This window comes from Tepidisphaeraceae bacterium, from assembly GCA_035998445.1.
GTDB lineage: Bacteria > Planctomycetota > Phycisphaerae > Tepidisphaerales > Tepidisphaeraceae > DASYHQ01.
In genome coordinates this window covers 617,061-636,625 of the sequence record DASYHQ010000018.1, presented here as the reverse complement: position 1 = coordinate 636,625, position 19,565 = coordinate 617,061, and the positions used below count along the sequence as shown (strand labels likewise).

The 19,565-nt window shown below is 65.3% G+C and carries 15 protein-coding genes; 6 read left to right on the top strand and 9 right to left on the bottom strand.

What is annotated here, in order from left to right; translation table 11 throughout:
- Positions 1 to 60 precede the first annotated feature (60 nt).
- The 3 genes from VGN72_09315 to VGN72_09305 all read right to left on the bottom strand — a co-directional run bounded on the left by VGN72_09315 (position 61) and on the right by VGN72_09305 (position 2,151).
- Positions 61 to 858, bottom strand: a complete 798-nt coding sequence (locus VGN72_09315; protein ID HEV7299549.1) for a DUF4190 domain-containing protein — start codon at positions 856 to 858, stop codon at positions 61 to 63.
- Positions 859 to 975: 117 nt separating this feature from the next.
- Positions 976 to 1,611, bottom strand: a complete 636-nt coding sequence (locus VGN72_09310; protein ID HEV7299548.1) for a hypothetical protein — start codon at positions 1,609 to 1,611, stop codon at positions 976 to 978.
- Positions 1,612 to 1,617: 6 nt separating this feature from the next.
- The gene (locus VGN72_09305; protein HEV7299547.1) at positions 1,618 to 2,151 is read right to left on the bottom strand and encodes a hypothetical protein; all 534 of its coding nucleotides are present in this window, start codon (positions 2,149 to 2,151) and stop codon (positions 1,618 to 1,620) included.
- 156 nt (positions 2,152 to 2,307) lie between these two features.
- Between VGN72_09305 and VGN72_09300 the strand changes: the two genes are divergently transcribed.
- The 4 genes from VGN72_09300 to VGN72_09285 all read left to right on the top strand — a co-directional run bounded on the left by VGN72_09300 (position 2,308) and on the right by VGN72_09285 (position 6,083).
- Entirely contained in the window at positions 2,308 to 3,888 is a 1,581-nt protein-coding gene (locus tag VGN72_09300; protein ID HEV7299546.1) for a hypothetical protein, read from the top strand.
- Positions 3,885 to 4,346 (top strand): NfeD family protein, encoded by a 462-nt coding sequence (locus VGN72_09295; GenBank protein HEV7299545.1) that lies wholly within the window; start codon positions 3,885 to 3,887, stop codon positions 4,344 to 4,346. Before VGN72_09300 ends, VGN72_09295 begins: the two co-directional genes overlap by 4 nt.
- Positions 4,347 to 4,409: 63 nt before the next feature.
- A complete protein-coding gene (floA, locus tag VGN72_09290) occupies positions 4,410 to 5,408 on the top strand; it encodes a flotillin-like protein FloA (protein HEV7299544.1) in 999 nt (332 codons plus the stop codon).
- Between the two features lie 96 nt (positions 5,409 to 5,504).
- Complete coding sequence (locus tag VGN72_09285; GenBank protein ID HEV7299543.1) at positions 5,505 to 6,083, top strand: hypothetical protein; 579 nt, start codon at positions 5,505 to 5,507, stop codon at positions 6,081 to 6,083.
- Positions 6,084 to 6,493: 410 nt separating this feature from the next.
- Here the strand turns inward: VGN72_09285 and VGN72_09280 are convergent, their stop codons facing one another.
- Positions 6,494 to 7,489: a twin-arginine translocase subunit TatC gene (locus VGN72_09280; GenBank protein HEV7299542.1), complete on the bottom strand. Its 996-nt coding sequence runs from the start codon at positions 7,487 to 7,489 to the stop codon at positions 6,494 to 6,496.
- Between the two features lie 339 nt (positions 7,490 to 7,828).
- Here VGN72_09280 and VGN72_09275 point away from each other — a divergent pair, with 339 nt between their 5' ends.
- Together VGN72_09275 and VGN72_09270 are read left to right on the top strand one after the other, a co-directional pair.
- Positions 7,829 to 8,881 carry an SDR family oxidoreductase gene (locus VGN72_09275; protein HEV7299541.1) on the top strand — a complete coding sequence of 351 codons (1,053 nt, stop codon included), beginning with the start codon at positions 7,829 to 7,831 and terminating at the stop codon, positions 8,879 to 8,881.
- 555 nt (positions 8,882 to 9,436) lie between these two features.
- Positions 9,437 to 10,840 carry an HD domain-containing phosphohydrolase gene (locus VGN72_09270; protein ID HEV7299540.1) on the top strand — a complete coding sequence of 468 codons (1,404 nt, stop codon included), beginning with the start codon at positions 9,437 to 9,439 and terminating at the stop codon, positions 10,838 to 10,840.
- 329 nt (positions 10,841 to 11,169) lie between these two features.
- Here VGN72_09270 and VGN72_09265 read toward each other — a convergent pair whose 3' ends face one another.
- The 5 genes from VGN72_09265 to VGN72_09245 form a co-directional block, all read right to left on the bottom strand.
- Positions 11,170 to 12,723, bottom strand: coding sequence for an FAD-dependent oxidoreductase (locus tag VGN72_09265; protein HEV7299539.1), 1,554 nt, complete (start codon positions 12,721 to 12,723; stop codon positions 11,170 to 11,172).
- Positions 12,724 to 12,786: 63 nt separating this feature from the next.
- Entirely contained in the window at positions 12,787 to 13,707 is a 921-nt protein-coding gene (locus tag VGN72_09260; protein ID HEV7299538.1) for an ATP-binding cassette domain-containing protein, read from the bottom strand.
- Entirely contained in the window at positions 13,704 to 14,693 is a 990-nt protein-coding gene (locus tag VGN72_09255; GenBank protein ID HEV7299537.1) for an ABC transporter ATP-binding protein, read from the bottom strand. The genes VGN72_09260 and VGN72_09255 overlap by 4 nt, the downstream gene beginning before the upstream one ends.
- A gap of 57 nt (positions 14,694 to 14,750) precedes the next feature.
- The gene (locus VGN72_09250; GenBank protein ID HEV7299536.1) at positions 14,751 to 15,935 is read right to left on the bottom strand and encodes an ABC transporter permease; all 1,185 of its coding nucleotides are present in this window, start codon (positions 15,933 to 15,935) and stop codon (positions 14,751 to 14,753) included.
- Positions 15,932 to 19,189, bottom strand: coding sequence for an ABC transporter substrate-binding protein (locus tag VGN72_09245; protein ID HEV7299535.1), 3,258 nt, complete (start codon positions 19,187 to 19,189; stop codon positions 15,932 to 15,934). The genes VGN72_09250 and VGN72_09245 overlap by 4 nt, the downstream gene beginning before the upstream one ends.
- Positions 19,190 to 19,565: the final 376 nt, after the last annotated feature.

The window sequence follows — 19,565 nt, the reverse complement described above, 5'->3', positions numbered from 1 at the left end:
CGGGAAGACACATTTTTCAGGCGAGCGGAATGGTCGACCGCACCATCAGCCGCGCCCGTCCTACAACCGTGTCAGCACCGCGATCGCGCCACCGATGATGCCCAGAATAATTCCGGCGATCGCCATGCCTTTGCCGCTGGCCCCCTCACCACCGCGGACCACCTGATTGAAGCCGATCACGCCGAAGATGATCGCCAGCGCCGGCGGGAAGACCGCGCAGTAGGCCGGGATGCCGATGATGCCGAGCACGAGCGCGGCGACGCAGAACCCGTTGCTGCTGCCGGAGGCTTCCAGCGTGGTGCCTTCCATCGTGAACGGCATGCCGCAGCTCTTGCAGTTGTTGGCGGTGATGGCGCTCTGGGCGGCGCAGCGGGGGCAGATGATGAACTGCCCCTTCTCCTTCCGCACGATGCGCGGCGCCCGATCACCGGCAGCGGCGTAGGCGTGAACCGGGTGGGGGTCCTGCTTGATGATCTGCCGGGTGATCGGGTCGATCAGTCGGCCGTAACGGTCGAGGATCGGAATCGTGATGGTGTTGCCGCACGTTGGGCAACTGCCTTCCTGCGCGGCCTGGGCCTCGGTCGCTTCAAGTCGGCTGGAGCAGTGGGCACAGTTAAACCCATACCGCTTGCCACTGGCCCGCGAACCGGCGGTCAGGGGTGGCGTGGTTGGGGCGATCGGCGGACGGTTGCGCGACGGAGCGCCCGCCATCGAACGCGCGCTCGACGCCGCTGTGACCGCTTCCGGTTTGGGCACGCGGATGGCGGTGCGGCAGCTCGGACAACGCACCAGCTGTTCCGCCTGATGGTCCTCGGCCTGCAAGGGTGAGCGGCAAACCGTGCATGGGAACGAAATCATGGGATGGGCCGATGGTAAGCCGGTTGACGCGCGTTTGCCAACCGTCGCGATGGGTCGACTGGAAATTTGGGTTGGCGGGGCGTGCGAAGACTGGCCGCTAAAGCGGTAAGAACGAGGTTATCGGGATAACCGCGAGGCCAGGGCACTGGTTACCGTGTCGGCCGACTGATGGGTGAAGGCGATCAGGCCGCCGAGGCCGGCGATCGTGTCAATCGTGGAGTCGGCCTTTTCCAGCACTTCCGGCCAGCGCTCGTCGTCGAGCTCGTCCATGTCCAGCAGCGGTCCCACGATGCCCAGCGGCACTGCGAACAGTCGCAATCGCACGCTGCGCCCCAAAGCGGGACCGACGGCGTCGAACAAGCCGCTGAGGCCGGCGGGCTCGTCGGCGACGCGCAGGCTGACGATCGGCGAAGGGGCCGTCGTATCGAACCGCCGAACCGGTGACATGCCCAGCGGCCGATCAATCGCCCATGCCAACGCGCTGGCGATCTCGATCAGCGGGCCGTCCAGCCGTAGCACGAGGTGATGACCATTCGGCATCAGCCCCGCCGCGGCCGCGATAATCAATTGGCGCAAGCGGTGGCGTTGGTCGGCCTCGGTGCCGTTGCTGTTACCTTCCTGGGCGACGATGCGCAGCTCGAACGCGTGGAGCTCGCTCGGCATGCTCACCTGGAGCTGCCCCAGCCCATTGCTCCAGCCAGCGACACCGTCGGCGGTGGCGGGATCGAGTTGGTTGACGCGAAGGATCGCCACGATGAACTACTCCGCCGACACCGTCGTGGTGCCCGCCGGCGTGACAATCTTGGTGATTGTGACGGTCGAATCCGTTGCCGCCGGTGTCGCTACCACTGGTTGCGCCGTCGTGGTTGCCCCCGGCGTTTGCACCCATTCGAACCGGGCGCCCGGCAGCGCGACGATATTCACCAGCGCGCCAACGCCCACGTCACCACTGCTCAGGTCGAAGGCATGTTCCTTGCCCGGCAGCGAGACGACGAAATTCGTGCCGGCCGTCACCACCATCTCGCTGGCGCCGACGTGCCTCACGCGCCCCTGGATGCTCTTGGGTGGCCCGAAGATGGGCGACACGAAACCACCACCGCTCGGCACCGTCCAGAGCTTGCGCGCCTCCACTCGAATGATCGCCGACACCGGCACGTTCAGCGGGCCCGCGTAGGCGACGCCACCGGTAGCGAGGTGCATTTCGTAGTTGGTGCCGGTGGGCATGAAGGTGACGCGGTCGGGCGCGGCGGCGATCACCTTGCCGCGGGCGGGGAAATCATTGATGCTGGCCATGTTGCTCCTGATCGGGTGCCGCGGGCCAATGTAGCGACGCCGCACGAAAAGGGAACCGGCGCAAACGCCGCCGGTGGAATCGAATTCCAATAAAGCCGGCCGGTTATAGCGGACGCGACGTTTCGCTAGGGCTCCGCGATCGCCTACAATAAAGTCATGCGAAACGCGTGCTTCGCCATCCTCGTGCTGATGTTGTTCTGCTTCGGGCGCCACGCGGTCGCGCAGACCGCGCCCGCGGCCACATCACCGGCCGCCACCACGATGCCGGCGACAACGGCGCCGGTCGAACGGTCGGCGGTGGTCATCGGCCTGAGCGGCACGGTCGACAACTACAATCGCGACACGCTCAAGAAGCGCTTCGAGGAAGCGCGCGAACTGGGCGCGCACACCGTCATCTTGGAAGTCGACACCTACGGTGGCGCGGTGACGGCGGCGCTGGACATCTCGCGGTTCCTAAAACAGCAGAACGATTTGCACACGATCGCGTTCGTCTCCGAAAAGGCGATCAGCGCCGGCGTGATGATCGCGATGGCGGCGGACGAACTGGTGATGGCGCCCGGCGCGATGATCGGTGATTCGGCCCCCATCGCCATGGGCGGTGGGGGCGGCATGCAGCCTCTGCCCGCCGCCGAGCGTGCCAAAGCCGAAAGCCCGATTCTGGCCGACTTTTACGACTCGGCCATCCGCAACGGATACGAGCCGCTGCTGGCCGAGGCGATGGTCTCGGTCGGCCGGGCGGTGTACTGGGTCGAGAACGGCCAAGGGCAGCGAAAGTTCGTCGGGCCCGACGAATACAAGAGCTTGAAGGACGCGGGCTGGACCGACGTGCCGGGCGTCCCCGTGCCGGTCGACGCCGCCGACACGCTGCTGACCGTCGGCACTGACCTCGCTGCCAAGCTTGGGCTGGCCAAGGCGGTTTACCCGTCGATCCCGGCGATGGTGGCCGACCGCAACCTCACCGTCATCGCGACGCTGCAACCGGCGTTTGGTGAGAAGGTGATGGGCTGGCTCAGCAGTGACGCGTTGCGCGGCGTGCTGATGGTCGTGCTCATGCTGTCGCTGTACGCCGCCCTGAACACGCCCGGCACCGGTGGCCCCGAGGCGGTCGCCGCGATTTGCCTGTCGTCGCTGTTGGTCGTGCCGTTGCTCACCGGCTACGCGCAGTGGTGGGAGGTGATCGCGATCCTGCTGGGGCTGGTGTTGATCGCGATGGAGATTTTCGTGATCCCCGGGTTCGGCATTCCGGGCATCACGGGGCTGGTGCTGGTGTTGTGCGGCTTACTGATGACCTTCGTACCGTTGGAACCGGGAAGCGCGCCGATCTTCATCCCATCGCTGGCCGGCACGTGGCAGGCGGTGCAGACGGGGCTGATGGCGATCGTGGGGGCGATGCTGGCGTCGATCGGGCTATCGTTCTGGATGCGCCGGTTCCTGCCGCGCATGCCGTACTTCAGCCGGTTGATCCTGACGGACGTCGCCGGTGGTGGTGGCGTGATGGGTACGAATCCGACGCTTGGTAATGATGCCACCGCCTGGCCCACCATCGCGGCGCGGGGCTACGCCGTCAGCGACCTGCGGCCCGGTGGCGTGGCGAAGTTTCACGATGACGCCGTCGGCACCGAACGCACGGTGAACGTCGTCAGCGACAGTGGTTTCGTGTCGGCCGGCTCGGCGATCGCCGTGCACGAGGTGGGCGGCAACCGGGTCGTCGTGCGGCCGGTGGGAGGGACGGCATGAACGTGGCGTTCTTTATCTTTGTCATGCTGGCCGCGGCACTGGTGCTAACGGCACTGGAACTGGCGCTGCCCTCGCACGGCCTATTGGGCGTGCTGGCGTCGGCGTGCCTGCTGGTGGCGATCGGCGCGTGCTTCTGGATCAACCAATGGCTGGGCGTGGGGGCGCTGTTGTTCACGCTGGCCATCACGCCGCTGCTGTGGAGCGCGTTCGTGAAGTACTGGCCGCGCAGCCCGGTGGGGCGGCACATGGTGCTGCAACCGGTCGACGCCAGCGTCGCCCGCCCGCGCGTGGCGGTGGGGCAGGCCGGCATTGCCGTCAGTGAACTGCGCCCCACCGGCACCGCCGAGTTCGACGGCCAACGCCTCGAGGTCGCCAGCGAGTTCGGCATCATCACCGCGGCCACGAAAGTGCGCGTCGTTTCGATCGAAAACAACCGTCCCATTGTGGTGGCGGTATAGCTGGCTATTTGTCGTTATTAGCACGTATTTCAGCCTGCTTTGCGTCTATTTTAAGGAACCCTCATGGACCCACTCGTCATCGGCATTCTCATCGTCGTCGTCATCGTCGTGCTCGTCTTCCTGGCGATCATCGGCCAATTCGTTGGCCTGTACGTTCGCGCGCTGGTCAGCGGCGCGTCGGTGAGCCTGCTGGACCTGATCGGCATGCGCGTGCGGGCGGTGAACCCGACGGCGATCGTCAACAGCCGCATTCAGGCGAGCCGGGCGGGCATCAACGTCAGCACGCCGGAGATGGAATCGCACGTGCTGGCCGGCGGTGACGTGCAGCGCGTCATCAATGCGATGATCGCCGCCAACAAGGCCAACATCGATCTGCCCTGGAAGACCAGCACCGCGATCGACCTCGCCGGCCGCGACATCCTCGAAGCCGTGCAGACGAGCGTGAACCCGAAGGTGATCGACGTGCCCAACGCCTCGCTCGGCCGCCACACGATCGACGCCGTCGCCAAGGATGGCATTCAGCTGAAGGTGAAGGCCCGCGTGACCGTACGCACCAACATCAAGAGCCTCGTCGGTGGCGCCACCGAAGAGACGATCATCGCCCGCGTGGGTGAAGGCATCGTGACGGCCATCGGCTCGGCCCGCGACTATAAGGACGTGCTGGAGAACCCCGACCACATCTCCAAGGCCGTGCTCGTGAAGGGCCTGGACGCCAACACGGCCTTCGAGATCCTGTCGATCGACATCGCCGACATCGACGTCGGTGAAAACGTCGGCGCCAAGCTGCAGGCCGACCAGGCGGAATCGGACAAGCGTCGCTTCCAGGCGGAGGCCGAAAAACGCCGCGCGATGGCGATCGCGCTCGAGCAGGAGAACGTCGCTAAGGTCGCCGAGAACCGCGCGGTGGTGGTGCTGGCTGAGGCGGAAATTCCCCGCGCGATGGCCGAGGCGTTCCGCAGCGGCAACCTGGGCGTGATGGATTATTACAAGCTGCGCAACGTGCAGGCCGACACGAGCATGCGCGAGAGCATCGCCAAGCCCGACGCCGGTCCGCGGGCGTAAAATTCCGGCGCGGTTGGCCGAGCTGTGTCTGACGATTCCGGGTTCGCAGTTAGGACCTGGTGCGTCGGACCGCGTTCATGTAAATCGAGGATCTCCATGCTTCCATACTTCCTCGCCCAGGCCAATGACGACAACATCGGCCGGTTCATTTTCCCGATCATCTTCGTGTTGATCTGGATCATCAGCGCGATCATGTCGGCGGTGAACAAGAGCAAGGACCGCCAGCGGCGCCAGCAGATGGAGGTCGAGGAACATCTCGGTCGCCAGCAGCCAACCGCGCAACGGCCACCGCCGTTGCCGGACGCAATCCTGCGGCAACTGCCCAACCCCATGCCGATGCCCGTGCCCCCGCAGCGGCAACAGCAGCAGCGCCAGCAACGGCCGCAACCGCAGTCTGCCCGTCGCACACCGTTGCCACCGCAATTGCCCAAGAAGGTGCAGAAGAAAAAGAAGCCGGCCGCGCGCCCGGTGCAGGTCTTTGAAGAACCGGCCGCCCCGCTTCGCGTGAGCACGCCTCCGATCGAGGCCGTGCAGCCCATTGCCGCCCGTCCCGCCGCCGCGACGGCCGCGAGCATTCAGCAGTGGATGAAGCCCAGCACGCTGCGGCAGCAGTTCATCCTGACCGAAATCCTGCAGCCGCCGAAGGCGCTGCGGCCGGATCAGGAACGGATGTAGAAGCCGTTAGAGCACTTTCACTTCATTCGTAGCGGGCCAAGGCACTGTCATCCCGAAGCGAGCGATAGCGACCTGAGGGATCGGTACGAAGTAAGCGCTCGGTACGTCGGCGTAGTTCAGGTCGCCAAGGCTCTCATCGGGATAACAACGTGCCCTGCACCCGCTACAGCTGAAATGGAAATGTTCTCCAGTAGAGGACGCCTCGCCGTAGCGTTTGGGTGCCACGGTTTGGTACTCCAAGCCGTGTCGGCTGCGTCAACCCTACAGCACGGCTTGGAGTACCAAACCGTGGCACCCAGAGAACAAGCTCTACAGGAATAGGTTCGTTGCTCTAGCGGCTTTAACCGATAAGGCTGGATACCACCGGCGGCACATTCAGTCGCATTGCAACTGCGTCCCCGGCAAGTCCATCATGCGTCTCTTGCCGCCTTCGCCTCGCCCCGCACGGCGAGCCACAACCCCAGTTCGTACAGCAGGATCAACGGCACCGTCAGCCCGATCAAACTCGGCAGGTCCGACCCCGGCGTGATCGCCGCCGCGGCGATCACCAGGCCGAAGTAGACGTAGCTGCGGGCCGACTTCATCGAGGCCACTTCGATGATGCCCATGCGGGCCAGCGCCAGCACCACCAGCGGCAACTGGAAGCTCAGCCCGAACGCCAGCAGCATCCCCAGCACCAGGTCGATGTAGTCCGGCAGCGTGATCATCGGCGACAGCAGCTTGTTCGACCCGAACGGGATCACGCGCACGTCGCCGGCCGCCACGAACAGCTTCAAGCGGCTCTCGGCAACGTTGAACCACATCCAGCCGCGCTGTGGGTTGATCGGGTCACCATCCAACACCGGTGGCGACGGGAAGGCCGCGTCGATCGGTTGCGTGGTGGCGTCGCGTTGGCCGGTGGCGTAGACGTCGGGCAGCGGAATGCCGTTGCCGAACTCGATGAAGAACAGCAGCGTCCACGGCAGCACGAACAGGTAGACGAACGCCATGCCGCTCACCAGCAGCCCGATGCTCAGCGGCATGTAGCGCGTGACGTACTTGCGCTCGTGCGCGTACAGCCCGGCCGCCACGAACTGCCAGAGCTGGTAGACGATGATCGGCGACGCCAGCACCGCGGCGCAGATCAGGCTGATCTGGATGAACACCCCGAACCCGTCGGCGACGTTGTTGTAAAACAGCTGCGCGTTCAGGTTGCGCGACAGCAGCACGTCGATCAACGGCTTGCAGAAGATGCTGACCACCGTCGCGCCGAAGAACAGGCAGACCGCCAGCGCGATGATGAAGCCGACCAAGCTCTTGATCAGGCGCGAGCGCAACTCGTCGAGGTGCTCGCCGACGGACATTCGGTAAACGTCCGGATCGAACCCCGTTGCCTGCTGCTGCTGCGTCGCCTGACTGACCGCCATGGGCGGAGATTGTGACGGCACGGCGGCGATTAGTCACGAGCGGTGGGAGAACGTGCGGCAAAATCTGAAATCAAAGGGGTTCGGCGCTGCGCGAAAATCCTCCGTTCCCCCCGAGTGGGAAGCGCCTCAAGATGCTGATCGACGTGCCCGGTGTTTACGACGCCCATCGGGGCGATCCGGTCCCTCTCTAGGTACGCCGGGAGAGGTTTGGGTGAGGGTGACTTCGAACTGACTGAATCGTCAGTAGTTCAAATCACCCTCACCTAACCTCTCCCATGGGTACATGGGAGAGGGGCCAGAGCGTCACCCATGACCCGGCGGCCGAAACGGAGTTCAAGTATGCGACGCCACCACAACGCTTCCTCGTCTTCCTTCCTGCGATCTGCCGTCATCACGCTCGGCGCCGCCGCGATCGCGGCGGAAGGGGCCAAGCTCCTGGCCCGGCGCGGGCGGCGGCTCGATTTGGACGGCAAGGTCGTGCTGATCACCGGTGGCTCGCGCGGCCTGGGGCTGGTGATGGCCCGCCAACTGGCCGAGCGCGGCGCGAAGCTGGCAATCTGCGCGCGCGATGCGGATGAACTGTCGCGCGCGGAGGCGGAACTGTCGGCCGTGGCGCCGGCAGTACTCGCGGTGCCGTGCGACGTCGCAGTGCCGGAGCAGTTGGCCAACCTGGTCGATCGCGTGCGGAACGAACTGGGTTCCATCGACGTGCTGATCAACAACGCATCGCAGCTGATCGTGGCCCCGGCGGCGCACCAGCAGGAGGCCGACTACCGCACGATGCTCGACACCACGTTCTGGGCCGCGTATCGGCTGACCGAGCTGGTGCTGCCCGACATGCGCGCCAACGGCGGAGGCCGAATCGTGAACATCAGCTCGATCGGTGGCTTAATACCAGCGCCACACATGGCGTCGTACGTCGCGGGCAAGCATGCGCTGACCGGCTACTCGCGCGCCATGCGCAACGAGCTGGCCCGCGAGAACATCCTCGTGACGACCGTGCACCCCGGCCTGGTGCGCACCGGCAGCCCGCGCAACGTGACGGTGCGTGGCAATGCGCCGGCGGAGTACGCGTGGTTCAAGATCAGTGATTCGCTACCGTTCACCAGCATGTCGGCAGAACGCGCCGCGTCGAACATCATCGACGCGCTGGTCCACGGCGACGCCGACCTCACGCTCACGCTGTCGGCCAAACTCGGGGCGACCGTCCAACAGCTGTTCCCCAACTTCGCCGCGTTCGCCGGCGACCTGATGAACCGCGCCCTGCCCGACCCCATCGACGCCACCGGCGACCGCCCCGTGAAGGGCCGCGACGCCGAGACCCCGCTCTCGCGATCGGTGCTGGGTCGGCTGACGGATCAGGCCGCGGTGCGGAACAACGAACGTGCCTGAAGGTTGGCGGACAAAGCCCCTGCACTGATCAAAACGTGTCATCCCGATGGGAGCCTTGGCGACCTGACCCATTTCCCAAGGCCGAGAACCCTCCGTGTTTCGAGATTTCGCAGGTCGCCATAAGGCTAGCGGACGGAGCCCTGTCGCGAGACTATTCACCGATGTCATCCCGAAGGGAGCGGTAGCGACCTGAGGGATCTCATCTGTCTGACGTCGCCGGAGATTGGGAGATCCCTCGGGTCGCCACCGCTCCCCTCGGGATGACAGCTTTGGAAGTGCGCCGAGGTTTTGTCTCGTAGCCGTTAGGCTCCCTTCGGATTGACAAGTGCGCGCGAGTCGACAGGGTTCTGTCCGCCAGCCTAAAAGGCGCACGCCCGGCATAGCCGGTACATCCTGCCGCGTCGCGTGCCGGTTTGGCACCTTCAGGGGCGAAAAGGCGACCGCTGTATCGCGTCACCCTCATGGCCAGTCGATTTCAGGTCTAGGGCCAACGTCTCGAGCGTCTCCGCTATTACCGGACGCGCTGCGCGACCGGTTCGACAGGAGCGCAACGCGATGAACGCCGTACCCATCGAAGCATTGCTGCAGGAAGCCGATCCCACGCTGATTCGCCTGTCGGAGGTCATCGCGTCGCTCTCGTACGCGCTCGACCTGACCGGCGGGCAGCCGCAGGGGCACGCCAGTCGCAGTTGCCTGTTTGGCATGCGAATCGCGCAACAGCTTCGGCTGCCAGTGGCGGAGAGCTCGGCGTTGTTCTACGGGCTGCTGCTGAAGGACCTGGGCTGTTCGACCAACGCGTCGAAGATGTGCTACCTGTTCGGGGCCGACGATCACGTGACCAAGATGGCGTCGAAGACCGTCGACATCGCCAGCGTCGGCCCACGGCTGGGGTACATCGCGCGCAACGTGGCGCCGGGCGGATCGATCCTGCAGAAGGCGACGCAGCTGACGAAGGTCGCGATGGCGGGGCTGAACATCGGGCGCGAGCTGATCGAGATGCGCTGCGAGCGCGGCGCCAAGATTGCACGAGACCTGCACCTGCCCGACGCCACCGCCGTCGCGATTCGCGCACTCGATGAGCATTGGGATGGCCGCGGGCACCCGGACGGACTGCGCGGCGACGCGATCCCGCTGTTGGCGCGCATCCTGGGTCTGTCGCAGACCGTCGAGGTGTTTGCGACCTCCCACGGAATTGACGCCGCGTACGATATGGCCCACGCCCGGCGGGGCACATGGTTCGATCCTGAGTTGGTCGACGCGATGGATGCGTTTCGGAATGACGAGACGTTCTGGCGCACGTTCGCGCGCGAGGACATCAGCGGTGCCGTGACGGCGTTCGAGCCTGCGGAGCAGACGCTGGCAGTGGACGAGCCGACGCTCGACCGCATCGCGTACGGGTTCGCACAGGTCATCGACGCTAAGAGCCCGTGGACGTTCCGGCATTCGGAAGGCGTCAGCAAGATCGCCACCGGGCTGGCGACCACGATGGGGATGACCGCCAACGAGACGCGCGACATCCGACGGGCGGGGCTGCTGCACGACGTGGGGAAGCTCGGCGTGTCGAACTTGATCCTGGACAAGCCTGCGAAGCTGACGGCCGAGGAGACCGTGCTGATGCGCAAGCACACCGGCTACACCTTCCACATCCTGCAGCAGGTCGCCGGCTTCCGCCATCTGGCATCGCTGGCCGCGGCGCATCACGAGCGGCTGGATGGGACCGGTTATCACCGCGGGCTGACCGCCAGCCAGCTATCGACCGCCGACCGTATTCTGGCGGTGGCGGATATGTTCGAAGCGCTAACCGCCAAACGGCCGTACCGCCCGGATTTGGCGGATGACGTGGTGATGGACATCCTCAACCGCAACGCCCTCAGCGGCGGCATCTGCCCGACGGTGCTGGACGCGTTGAAGGCCTACATCGCCAACGGTGGCTACCAGCCGGCCGTTGTGGCGGCGTAGGTGCTGGGAGTCGTTGATTTATCGACAGCTCGGACGGTCGGCGCACGTTAGGTACTGACTGTCGGATCAAAGCGAATGCCCATTTGGGTGATTGTCATCCCGAAGGGAGCCTAAGGCGACCTGAGGGATCTCGAACGACGAGCGATTCACGGCCGTGGGAGATCCCTCAGGTCGCCAAGGCTCCCCTCGGGATGACATGCTTTACGCCAGCGCGCGATCCATCAGAGAGTGCCTGGCGCGTTCACTTCCTGCACGCGGCCCGGTGACGGGCTGGCAGTGGTTCCAAACCCAATTCATCTTCTCAAAGAGAACAGGTTTGATAGCTGTCTCTATGCCTTCGGCAGATCATCCACCGCTGGGCCCATGACGACTTTCCCCTTCGGGTCGAATCGGCTGCCGTGGGCGGGGCAGTCCCAGGTTTGCTCGATCTCGTTCCACTGGACGACGCCCTTCAGGTGCGTGCAGAGTGCCGAGCACTTATGGATCTGTCCAAGGTTGTCGCGATGGACGGCCGTCTTCGACAGGCCGTCGCGCATCACGGCGCCGCTGTTGGGCGCGATTGCTTCCTCGTTCGGCACATCGCTACCGGTGACCAGGTCGACGTATTGGGCGGCGGTGTTCAGGTTCTCGCTGACGTATTCGCCGAGGCTGTGGGTGGGCTTGCGCGTGGGGTCGTAGGTCTCCGTCCACGGGTTCTCGCGGCCGCGAATGAGGTCGGTGACGAGTTTGGCGCCGAGCGTGCCGTGGGTGAGGCCCATGCCGCTGTCGCCGGTGATGACGAAGACGTTCTGCCCCTTCGTCGGCGCACGTCCGATGTAGCCGAGCGCATCGCTCGGCTCCTGCACCTGGCCGGACCAGCGGTAGACGACGTCTTCGACCATCGGGAACTTCTCGCGCGCCCAGTCCTCCAGTTTCTTGAATGGAATGGCGCCCGGCGGCATCTGGCCCGTCTTGTGGTCCTCGCCGCCCACCAGCAGCACGTCGTAGTCGTCGTCGATGCCCTGGCCCTGCAGGCGAACGTAGTGGTAGGGGTCGCCGGTGTCCCAGTAGAGCGCGTCGTCGATCAGGCCGCGGCGAACGCGCAGGCCGACCATGTAGGTGCGGTAGGCGGCTTGCTTCGTGTAGATGCCGAGCCAGTCGTTGATGGGCGATGGCGTGTTGGTGGCGACGACGGCGGCGTTGGCGGTGACGGTGGGGCCACCGGTGTCGATCGTGGCACGCACCGGCTCGCCCTTGGACGGGTTGGCGCCGCTGACGTCGGTCACGCGGCAACCGGTGTAGATCTGCACCCCAAGTCGCTCGGCCGCCTGAGCTAAACCGGCGATGTACTTCAGCGGGTGAAATCGCCCCTGGTTGCCGAAGCGAATGCACGGGCCCGTCTCGTAGCCGCAGAGCGTGATGCGCTCGAACCGCTGAGCATCCGTCAGCCCCGCGCGGTGGGCGGCGGCGGTCTCGCGCTCGAGAATGTCCGGCGGGTCGGTCGGCAGGGAAAAGAGGTACGCGGGCACGCGCGCAAAGTCGCAGTCGATTTTCTCGTCGCGCGCGATCTGTTCGATCAGGTCGATCGCGGCCGCGTGCGACTCGTAGGCGACCTTGGCGCCGGCCTCGCCGAACATTCGTTCGATCTCGTAGAAACGGTCGTCGTTCTCGCTGGCCAAGTGGGCGCTGGTGCGGCCGGTCTGGCCGGAGGCGATGGGGCCCTCGTCCAGCACGATCACGCGCTGGCCCTCTTTGGCGAGCAGGTAAGCGGTCGTCAGGCCGGAGATGCCGGCGCCCACGATGACGACGTCGGCGTGCGTTTCGCCGGGCGGCGGCGGGGTGAACTGCGGGACGGAGGCGGTGTCGTACCAGTTGGGCCGGGTGATGCCGTCGCGGGGTTTCATGATACTGGGATAACCGGACCAAGCGATTGCGCCAGCGCGTAAAACGCAAACGCACGCAGGTCGTCAGCCCATCATCGGCAGTGGCTGAAGCTGTTCGGGCGTCAGCGATTCCACCGTCAGCGGCTGCATCTTGCGGTCGGGGTCGGGGTGCGGGATGGCCGACAGCAGCACCTTCGTGTAGGCGTGCTGGGGGTTGTTGAAGACCTGTTCGACGTCGCCCATCTCCATGATACGGCCGCGGTACATGACCATTACGCGGTCGCAGATGTGGCGGATGACGCTGAGGTCGTGGCTGACGAACATCATGGTCAGGCCGAACTCGGCCCGCAGCTCGCGCAGCAGTTCGAGCACGCGGGCGCGCACGCAGACGTCGAGCGCGCTGACGGCCTCGTCGGCCACGAGCAGGGCGGGACGCATGATTAGCGCGCGGGCGATGCCGACGCGCTGCCGCTGTCCGCCGCTGAACGCGTGGGGGTATCGGCTGGCATGGTCGGGAATCAAACCGACGCGCTCGAGCATCGCCGCCACGCGGTCGCGCCGTTCGGCCTTGCTGCCGATGCCGTGGATGACCAGCGGCTCGGCGATGATGTCGCCGACCGTCATGCGGGGGTTCAGCGAGGCGAACGGGTCCTGGAAGACCATCTGCATCTCCTGGCGCAACGGCTTGAGCTGCCGGTGCGACAGCTTTGCCAGGTCGACCGTGCGGCCGCGGTTGTTGAAAAGCGCCTCGCCAGCGGTGGGATCGACGGCACGCAGGACAGCGCGGGCGCAGGTGGTCTTGCCCGAGCCGCTCTCACCGACGATGCCGAGTGTCTCGCCGCGCGCGACGTTGAACGTGACGTCGTCGAGCGCCTTCATCAGGTTGCCGGATTTGGCGCTGCCGTAGTGCTTGCTGAGGTTGCGTACGCGCAGCAGCAGCGGGTCGTCGCCGGCGTGGCGGTTGCTGTGCAGCGGCGGGGCGGCGGGGGTGGTCATCGTCGTCATACCGATCGCTCCTGCACTTCCTGGGTGGGCCACAGCAGCAGGTGCCGCGTGCCGTCGATCGTGTGCAACTCGGGGGTGGCGGCGTGGTCGGGCTCGTCGAACTGCCAACCGGTGATGGGCGGCAAATCGATGTCGCACGCTGCTGGCGATATGGGGTCCGCGGGCTTTTCAAGCGACACCGCTGCCAGCAACTGCTTCGTGTACGGGTGCATCGGGTTGCGGAACAGATCGCGCACGCCTGCGCGTTCGACGATGCGTCCGTGCTTCATCACGGCCACCTCGTCGGCCACCTGCGCGACCACGCCGAGGTCGTGGGTGATGAACAGCACGCTCGTGTTCAGCTGCTCGCGCAGCTCGTTGATCAACCGCAGGATCTGCGCCTGCACGGTGACGTCGAGCGCGGTGGTCGGCTCGTCGGCGATCAGGATTTCCGGTCGGCAGACCAGCGCCATCGCGATGACCACGCGCTGCCGCATGCCGCCGCTGAACTCGAACGGATACTGCTTCAGCCGGCGGCGCACCTCGGTGATGCCCACGCGCGTCAGCATGTCGGCGGCGATGTCGTCGGCCTCCTTCTGGGTCACCTTGCGGTGCAGGCGGATCGCCTCGGTGACCTGGTTGCCGATCGTGTGCACGGGTGACAGGGCGGTCATCGGTTCCTGAAAGATCATGCTGATCTTGTCGCCGCGAATCTGGTAGAGCGCGTCGCTCTTGGCATCCAGCTTCGCAATATCGATCGGCGCGCTGCCGTCCTTCGACCGGAACAAGATCTGCCCCCCGGCGATCCGTCCGGGTGGCTGGATGAGGCGCAGGATCGAGTAACTCGTGACGCTCTTGCCCGACCCGCTCTCACCGACCAGTGCCAGCGTCTTGCCGCGAGGCAGGTCGAAGCTGACGCCGCGCACCGCCTGCGTCTCACCCTGAATGCCACTGAAAACCACCCGCAGGTCGCGAACGGAAAGGACGTTGTCGGTTGGGTCGGCCATAGTAAATCAGCAATCTCTTCGTGCGATTCGTGCATTCGTGCTTCAAAGTGCTTCGCTCTACCGCGACGCGTAAGGGTCGGCCGCGTCGCGGAGGCCATCGCCGACGAAGTTGAAGCAGAGCACGGTCGCCACGATCGTCAGCACGGGCGTCAACAGCCAGGGGTAGTAGCGCACGGCCTGCACGTCCATGCAATCCTGCAGCAGCACGCCCCAGCTCACGATCGGCGGACGCAGGCCCAGGCCCAGAAAGCTCAGCGAAGTTTCGCCGAGGATCATGCCGGGCACGCTCAGGCTCAGCGCTACGATGATGTGGCTGGTAAAGCCCGGCAGCAGGTGGCGGGCCAGGATGCGCGTATGGCTGGCGCCCAGCAGGCGGGCGGCCATGGCGTAGTCCTCCTCGCGCAGCGAGAGGATCTTGCCGCGCACCACGCGGGCCAGGCCGGTCCAGCCGAGCAGGCTCAGCGCGATGGTGATCGCAAAGTAACCGGTCAACGGCGACCAGTCGGTCGGCATCATCGCGCCCAATGCGATCCAGAGGGGCAGCTGCGGCAAGGCGTTGATGACCTCGATCACGCGCTGGATGACCGTGTCAGCCCGCCCGCCGATGTAGCCGGAGACGCCACCGATCGCCATGCCGAACACGAACGTGAACGCGATGCCGATCAGTCCGACCGACAGCGAGATGCGCGCCCCGTACACGATGCGGCTCAGCAGATCGCGGCCGTAGCGGTCGGCGCCCATGAAGTAAACGTTGCGCGGCGTGCCGTCGGGCGCGGGCTTGGCCCCGAAAAGATGCCGTTCGGCGTTGACCAAGCCCCAAAGCTCGTACGACTGGCCCTTTACGAAGAAGCCGAGCGGGATCACGTCATCCGGCGACTCGGTATAAGTGCGACGCAGGGTGACCGGGTCCAGGTGCTGGCGCATCTCGCGCGCGTGCAGGCCGTGTTCCCAGTTCCAGCGCGGCAGTTGCGGCGGGCAATACTGATGGGCGAGGTCGCTGTGCTGCGAGGTCGACGGCGCGACGAACTCGCTGAACGCCGCCACGGCGTATAGCAACACCAGCAGGTTCAGCGACCAGACGGCCAACTTGTGCTTGGCGAAGTTGATGCGGATCAACTGCCACTGGCTCAGCCGCGCAACGTCCTTCTTACGGTCGATCGCCGCCGTCGCTAGACCGGTGGCCGGCGGGGTGGCGATCGGGGTGGAGGTCGGCGGTGGGGTGGGGGGCGTGGCGAGGCTCATCGGCTGCCTCCTTCAAAGCGAATGCGGGGGTCGAGCCAGAGCAACAGCAAATCGCTGACGAGCGTTCCGACCACGCCGAGCAGGCTAAGCACCATCAACATCGAGCCGGCGAGGTACATATCTTCGTTGAACAGCGCCTGCAGCAACAGCGGGCCAACCATCGGCAGCGCCAGCACCATCGACACGATCGCGCCACCGCTGATCAACTGTGGAAACAGCCCACCGATGCCGCTGATGAACGGGTTGAGCGCCAGGCGAACGGGGTACTTCAGCAGCAATTTCGTCGGCCGTACGCCCTTGGCCATGGCGGTGGTGACGTAGGGGCGTTTCAACTCGTCGAGCAGGTTGGCCCGCATCACGCGGATCATGCCTGCGGTGCCGCCGACGCCCAGCACGAGGATCGGGATCCAGATGTGCTTAAGCAAGTCGCGCGTCTTGGCCCAGTCCCATTCGGGCTGTGCCGCGAACTCGGGTGAGAAGAGGCCCGACACGCCGCTGATCGCCATCAGCACCAGCGCCAGCAGGAACGCCGGAATGCACATGCCCACGAAGCCGGCGAGCGTCAGCACGTAGTCGCCCAGCGAGTATTGCCGCACGGCCGAGTAGATGCCGATCGGCAAAGCGATGAGCCAGGTGAAGACGATCGTCGCCAGCGAAATGACGATCGTGAGCATGATGCGGTCGCCGACCATGTTGTTGATCGGCTGCTGGGTTTCCATCGATCGTCCGAGGTTGCCCTGCAAGAGGCCCTGGTCGGCGGGGTTGAAGGTGGTAAACCACATCAGGCCGCTCCAGCGCGCGTAGAGCTTCCACTGCGGTTCGTCGTAGTGGAACAGCTGTCGCAGGTCGGCGATCGCCTGCTCGTTGGCGGGGTCACCGTTTTCCTGCAGCAGCATGACGCGCGTGGTCAGGAAGTCGCCCGGCGGCATCTGGATGATCGCGAAGACGACGACCGAGATGATCGCCAGCGTGGGCACCATGATCAGCAGTCGCCGCCCGATGAACGGATGCCGCACCGCGACCATCGTCAGCAGTAGCAGGCCACCGGCGATGATCAGCCAGCGCACGGTCGTACCGACGGTGGAACCCGTCGTCGCGGCCCCGCTGGCGTTCACGCTGCCGGGACGCAGCATGGGCGTAACGATCGACGCCCGCGCGTCGGCGACCGCACCGGGCGACATGCGCGGGTTCTCGAAGTAGTAGGTCTCGATGCCCGCGTTGGACGGTGTGGAGAAGGCGTTGCCCCAGAGCGCGACCCGTGGCACGTTGCGCATGTCCTTGCTTACCACGATCGGTACGGGCGGCGCACTGGCGATGTTGATCGACCACGTATTCTCGGCCGCAATCTCGAACACGCGAGACATCAGCTGCTTCTGCGTCGCCAGGTCGGGCGTCTGGATCGCCCGTTCGAAGAGGCTGATCGACTCGAACATCGGGTGATCGCGCGGCACCGGAATGCAACCGGCGATGTTGGCGTTCGGGTTGCCGTAGAACCCGCCGCGCTGGTACCAGCGGCCCCAGCCGACCGCGTAGAACGACTCGGTGTTGTACGGGATGAAATAACGACTGAGGACCAGCGGGAAGTACTCGCTCTCGGCGCCCCAGACGTTGAAGTCGAAGTTCATCGCGTCTTTTTCGGTGTAGAACAGCGGGCGCGCCCGCTCGCGGATCACCGTACGCACGCCCACGTTGGCCCAGTCGTCCACCACGAACTGCGCGGGGCCAATGCCCGTGTAGGCCGTGAAGTCGAGGTAGAACGTCATCCGCGAGCCATCGGGGAACGTGCGGTAGCCCTCGCTGTCGCGCTGCGTCAAACCGATCTCGTCGAGCATTGCCCGGGCGCGGTCGGGATCGTATTCGATGAACGCGTTGGCGAGACGTTCGCTGTAGAACGGTGAGCCAGGCGGGGGGGTGACTTGCGACGGCGTGCCGACGCCAGACTGTTCGGCGCGAATGATCTTTTGCCGGTCGATCGCGATCGACATCGCCTGACGAAACCGCTTGTCGGACAGCAGCGCGGCCTTGTGTTTCGTCGACGGTTCGGCCGGGTCCACGCGACGGTTCAGGTTTGGGTTGATCACCCACACGCTGCTGCTGGCAGGGTACCAGTGCAGCACGCGCGTGCCGGCGATCTCGCGGCGGCTCATCAACTCGGTGTAGTCGCCGAAGCGGATGTGCCGCCCCTGCATCGACGCGCCACCGTTGGCGGCCGTCAACGCCAGCAGCTTGCCGTCCTGCACGTCGAACTGCATTCGATCGACGTACGGCAACTGGTTGCCCGCCGTGTCGACCACGAAGTAGTACGGGTTGCGCACGAACGCCTGCGGTGGGTTGCCCTTGAACGACCGGTACACCCACGGCCAGTGCCGCGGATGCTCCGGGTTGTTCCACGACTTCATGAACCCGTACAGCGACCGCTTGCTCGGCATCTTGTACGCGGCCATGTCGCGCGCGATCAGATCGGCATCACCGATCGCGGGGTCGGGGTGATAGCGGCTCAGGTAGTGCTTCGGCGTGTCGCAGACCACGCCCGTGCTCGCCAACGTCTCGGCGAACAACGCGTTGGACAAGGGGAAGACGAACTTCACCTGGTACTCGTTCAGCTTCTCGACGCGCCCCGCTTTCCCGCCGATCTGCATCCACGTGGGTGGGATCGCATTCAGATGCTTGTTGTTCGCCTCGGCCTCCCACCAGTACATGATGTCGTCGGCGGTGTAGGCGGCGCCATCGGACCAGCGCATGCCCTTGCGCAGGGTGACGGTCCATTCCTTTTTGTCCGGCGATGATTCCAGCGACTTGGCAATGTGCGGTTCGATCGGGTAACCCAACGGTGACCAGCGCACCAGGTACGCGCCGCTCAACCGGTAGGAGATGATCGAGACGTCCTCCGGCCCGTTGGCCAGACGCAGCCAGGTGCCGCCGTACTTGCCGATGCCGTCGACGCCCGCCATTACGGTCGGTTCGTCGGGCAGGCGTTCCTTCAGCGGGGGCAGCTTGCCGTCTTTCACCAAGTCGGCCAGCAACGGCGACTCGCCCGTCGGCTCGACGTGCTCCTTCCGGTGCAGCGATGGCGTGTTGTTCGGGTCGAACAGCGCCGCCCGCTCACGTTCGGCCTCGGCGGCAACCTCGGGGGCGACGGCGACCGGACGGTCGCTGGTGTTCGGGCGGAGCAGCCACGCGCAGACCCACAGCGCGACCACGATGCCCACGCATACCACTAGAACTCGAATTGCGGCACGGATGACGTTGGACATAATTTCTGGCTAGGTCACGTAGGGGTCGGTGGTGGCGTAGAAGGCCGAACGCTTGCTCACACCAGAGTTGCGATTGCTGCCATTGCTGTGGCCGCAATAGTGCGACGACCATAGGCGAAGCGGGTGAACGGGCCGTTCATCCCGTTGATCGGATGTAATGCCTCCCAGATCAGCTCGCGATTTGCAGCGAACGCACTGTACGACTAACGATCTGACGATGCGGTCGTAAGCGATGTGCTTGCCCGACCGACGCGCGACACGTACTTACGGAATGAGCCAGGCAACGGCGGTCGTAACTTGTCGCGACCGCTGGCTGACCTGTCCGGAATATAACACCGAAATGTTCACCGTGAAACTTCGCGGTGAATCTTTTGAA

What these genes read in the sequence shown, in the direction of transcription:
- VGN72_09315 (HEV7299549.1), bottom strand. Translation starts at nt 858, where the DNA reads ATGATTTCGTTCCCATGCACGGTTTGCCGCTCACCCTTGCAGGCCGAG.
- VGN72_09305 (HEV7299547.1), bottom strand. Translation starts at nt 2,151, where the DNA reads ATGGCCAGCATCAATGATTTCCCCGCCCGCGGCAAGGTGATCGCCGCC.
- VGN72_09300 (HEV7299546.1), top strand. Translation starts at nt 2,308, where the DNA reads ATGCGAAACGCGTGCTTCGCCATCCTCGTGCTGATGTTGTTCTGCTTC.
- VGN72_09295 (HEV7299545.1), top strand. Translation starts at nt 3,885, where the DNA reads ATGAACGTGGCGTTCTTTATCTTTGTCATGCTGGCCGCGGCACTGGTG.
- floA (HEV7299544.1), top strand. Translation starts at nt 4,410, where the DNA reads ATGGACCCACTCGTCATCGGCATTCTCATCGTCGTCGTCATCGTCGTG.
- VGN72_09285 (HEV7299543.1), top strand. Translation starts at nt 5,505, where the DNA reads ATGCTTCCATACTTCCTCGCCCAGGCCAATGACGACAACATCGGCCGG.
- VGN72_09280 (HEV7299542.1), bottom strand. Translation starts at nt 7,489, where the DNA reads ATGGCGGTCAGTCAGGCGACGCAGCAGCAGCAGGCAACGGGGTTCGAT.
- VGN72_09275 (HEV7299541.1), top strand. Translation starts at nt 7,829, where the DNA reads ATGCGACGCCACCACAACGCTTCCTCGTCTTCCTTCCTGCGATCTGCC.
- VGN72_09270 (HEV7299540.1), top strand. Translation starts at nt 9,437, where the DNA reads ATGAACGCCGTACCCATCGAAGCATTGCTGCAGGAAGCCGATCCCACG.
- VGN72_09265 (HEV7299539.1), bottom strand. Translation starts at nt 12,723, where the DNA reads ATGAAACCCCGCGACGGCATCACCCGGCCCAACTGGTACGACACCGCC.
- VGN72_09260 (HEV7299538.1), bottom strand. Translation starts at nt 13,707, where the DNA reads ATGACGACGATGACCACCCCCGCCGCCCCGCCGCTGCACAGCAACCGC.
- VGN72_09255 (HEV7299537.1), bottom strand. Translation starts at nt 14,693, where the DNA reads ATGGCCGACCCAACCGACAACGTCCTTTCCGTTCGCGACCTGCGGGTG.
- VGN72_09250 (HEV7299536.1), bottom strand. Translation starts at nt 15,935, where the DNA reads ATGAGCCTCGCCACGCCCCCCACCCCACCGCCGACCTCCACCCCGATC.
- VGN72_09245 (HEV7299535.1), bottom strand. Translation starts at nt 19,189, where the DNA reads ATGTCCAACGTCATCCGTGCCGCAATTCGAGTTCTAGTGGTATGCGTG.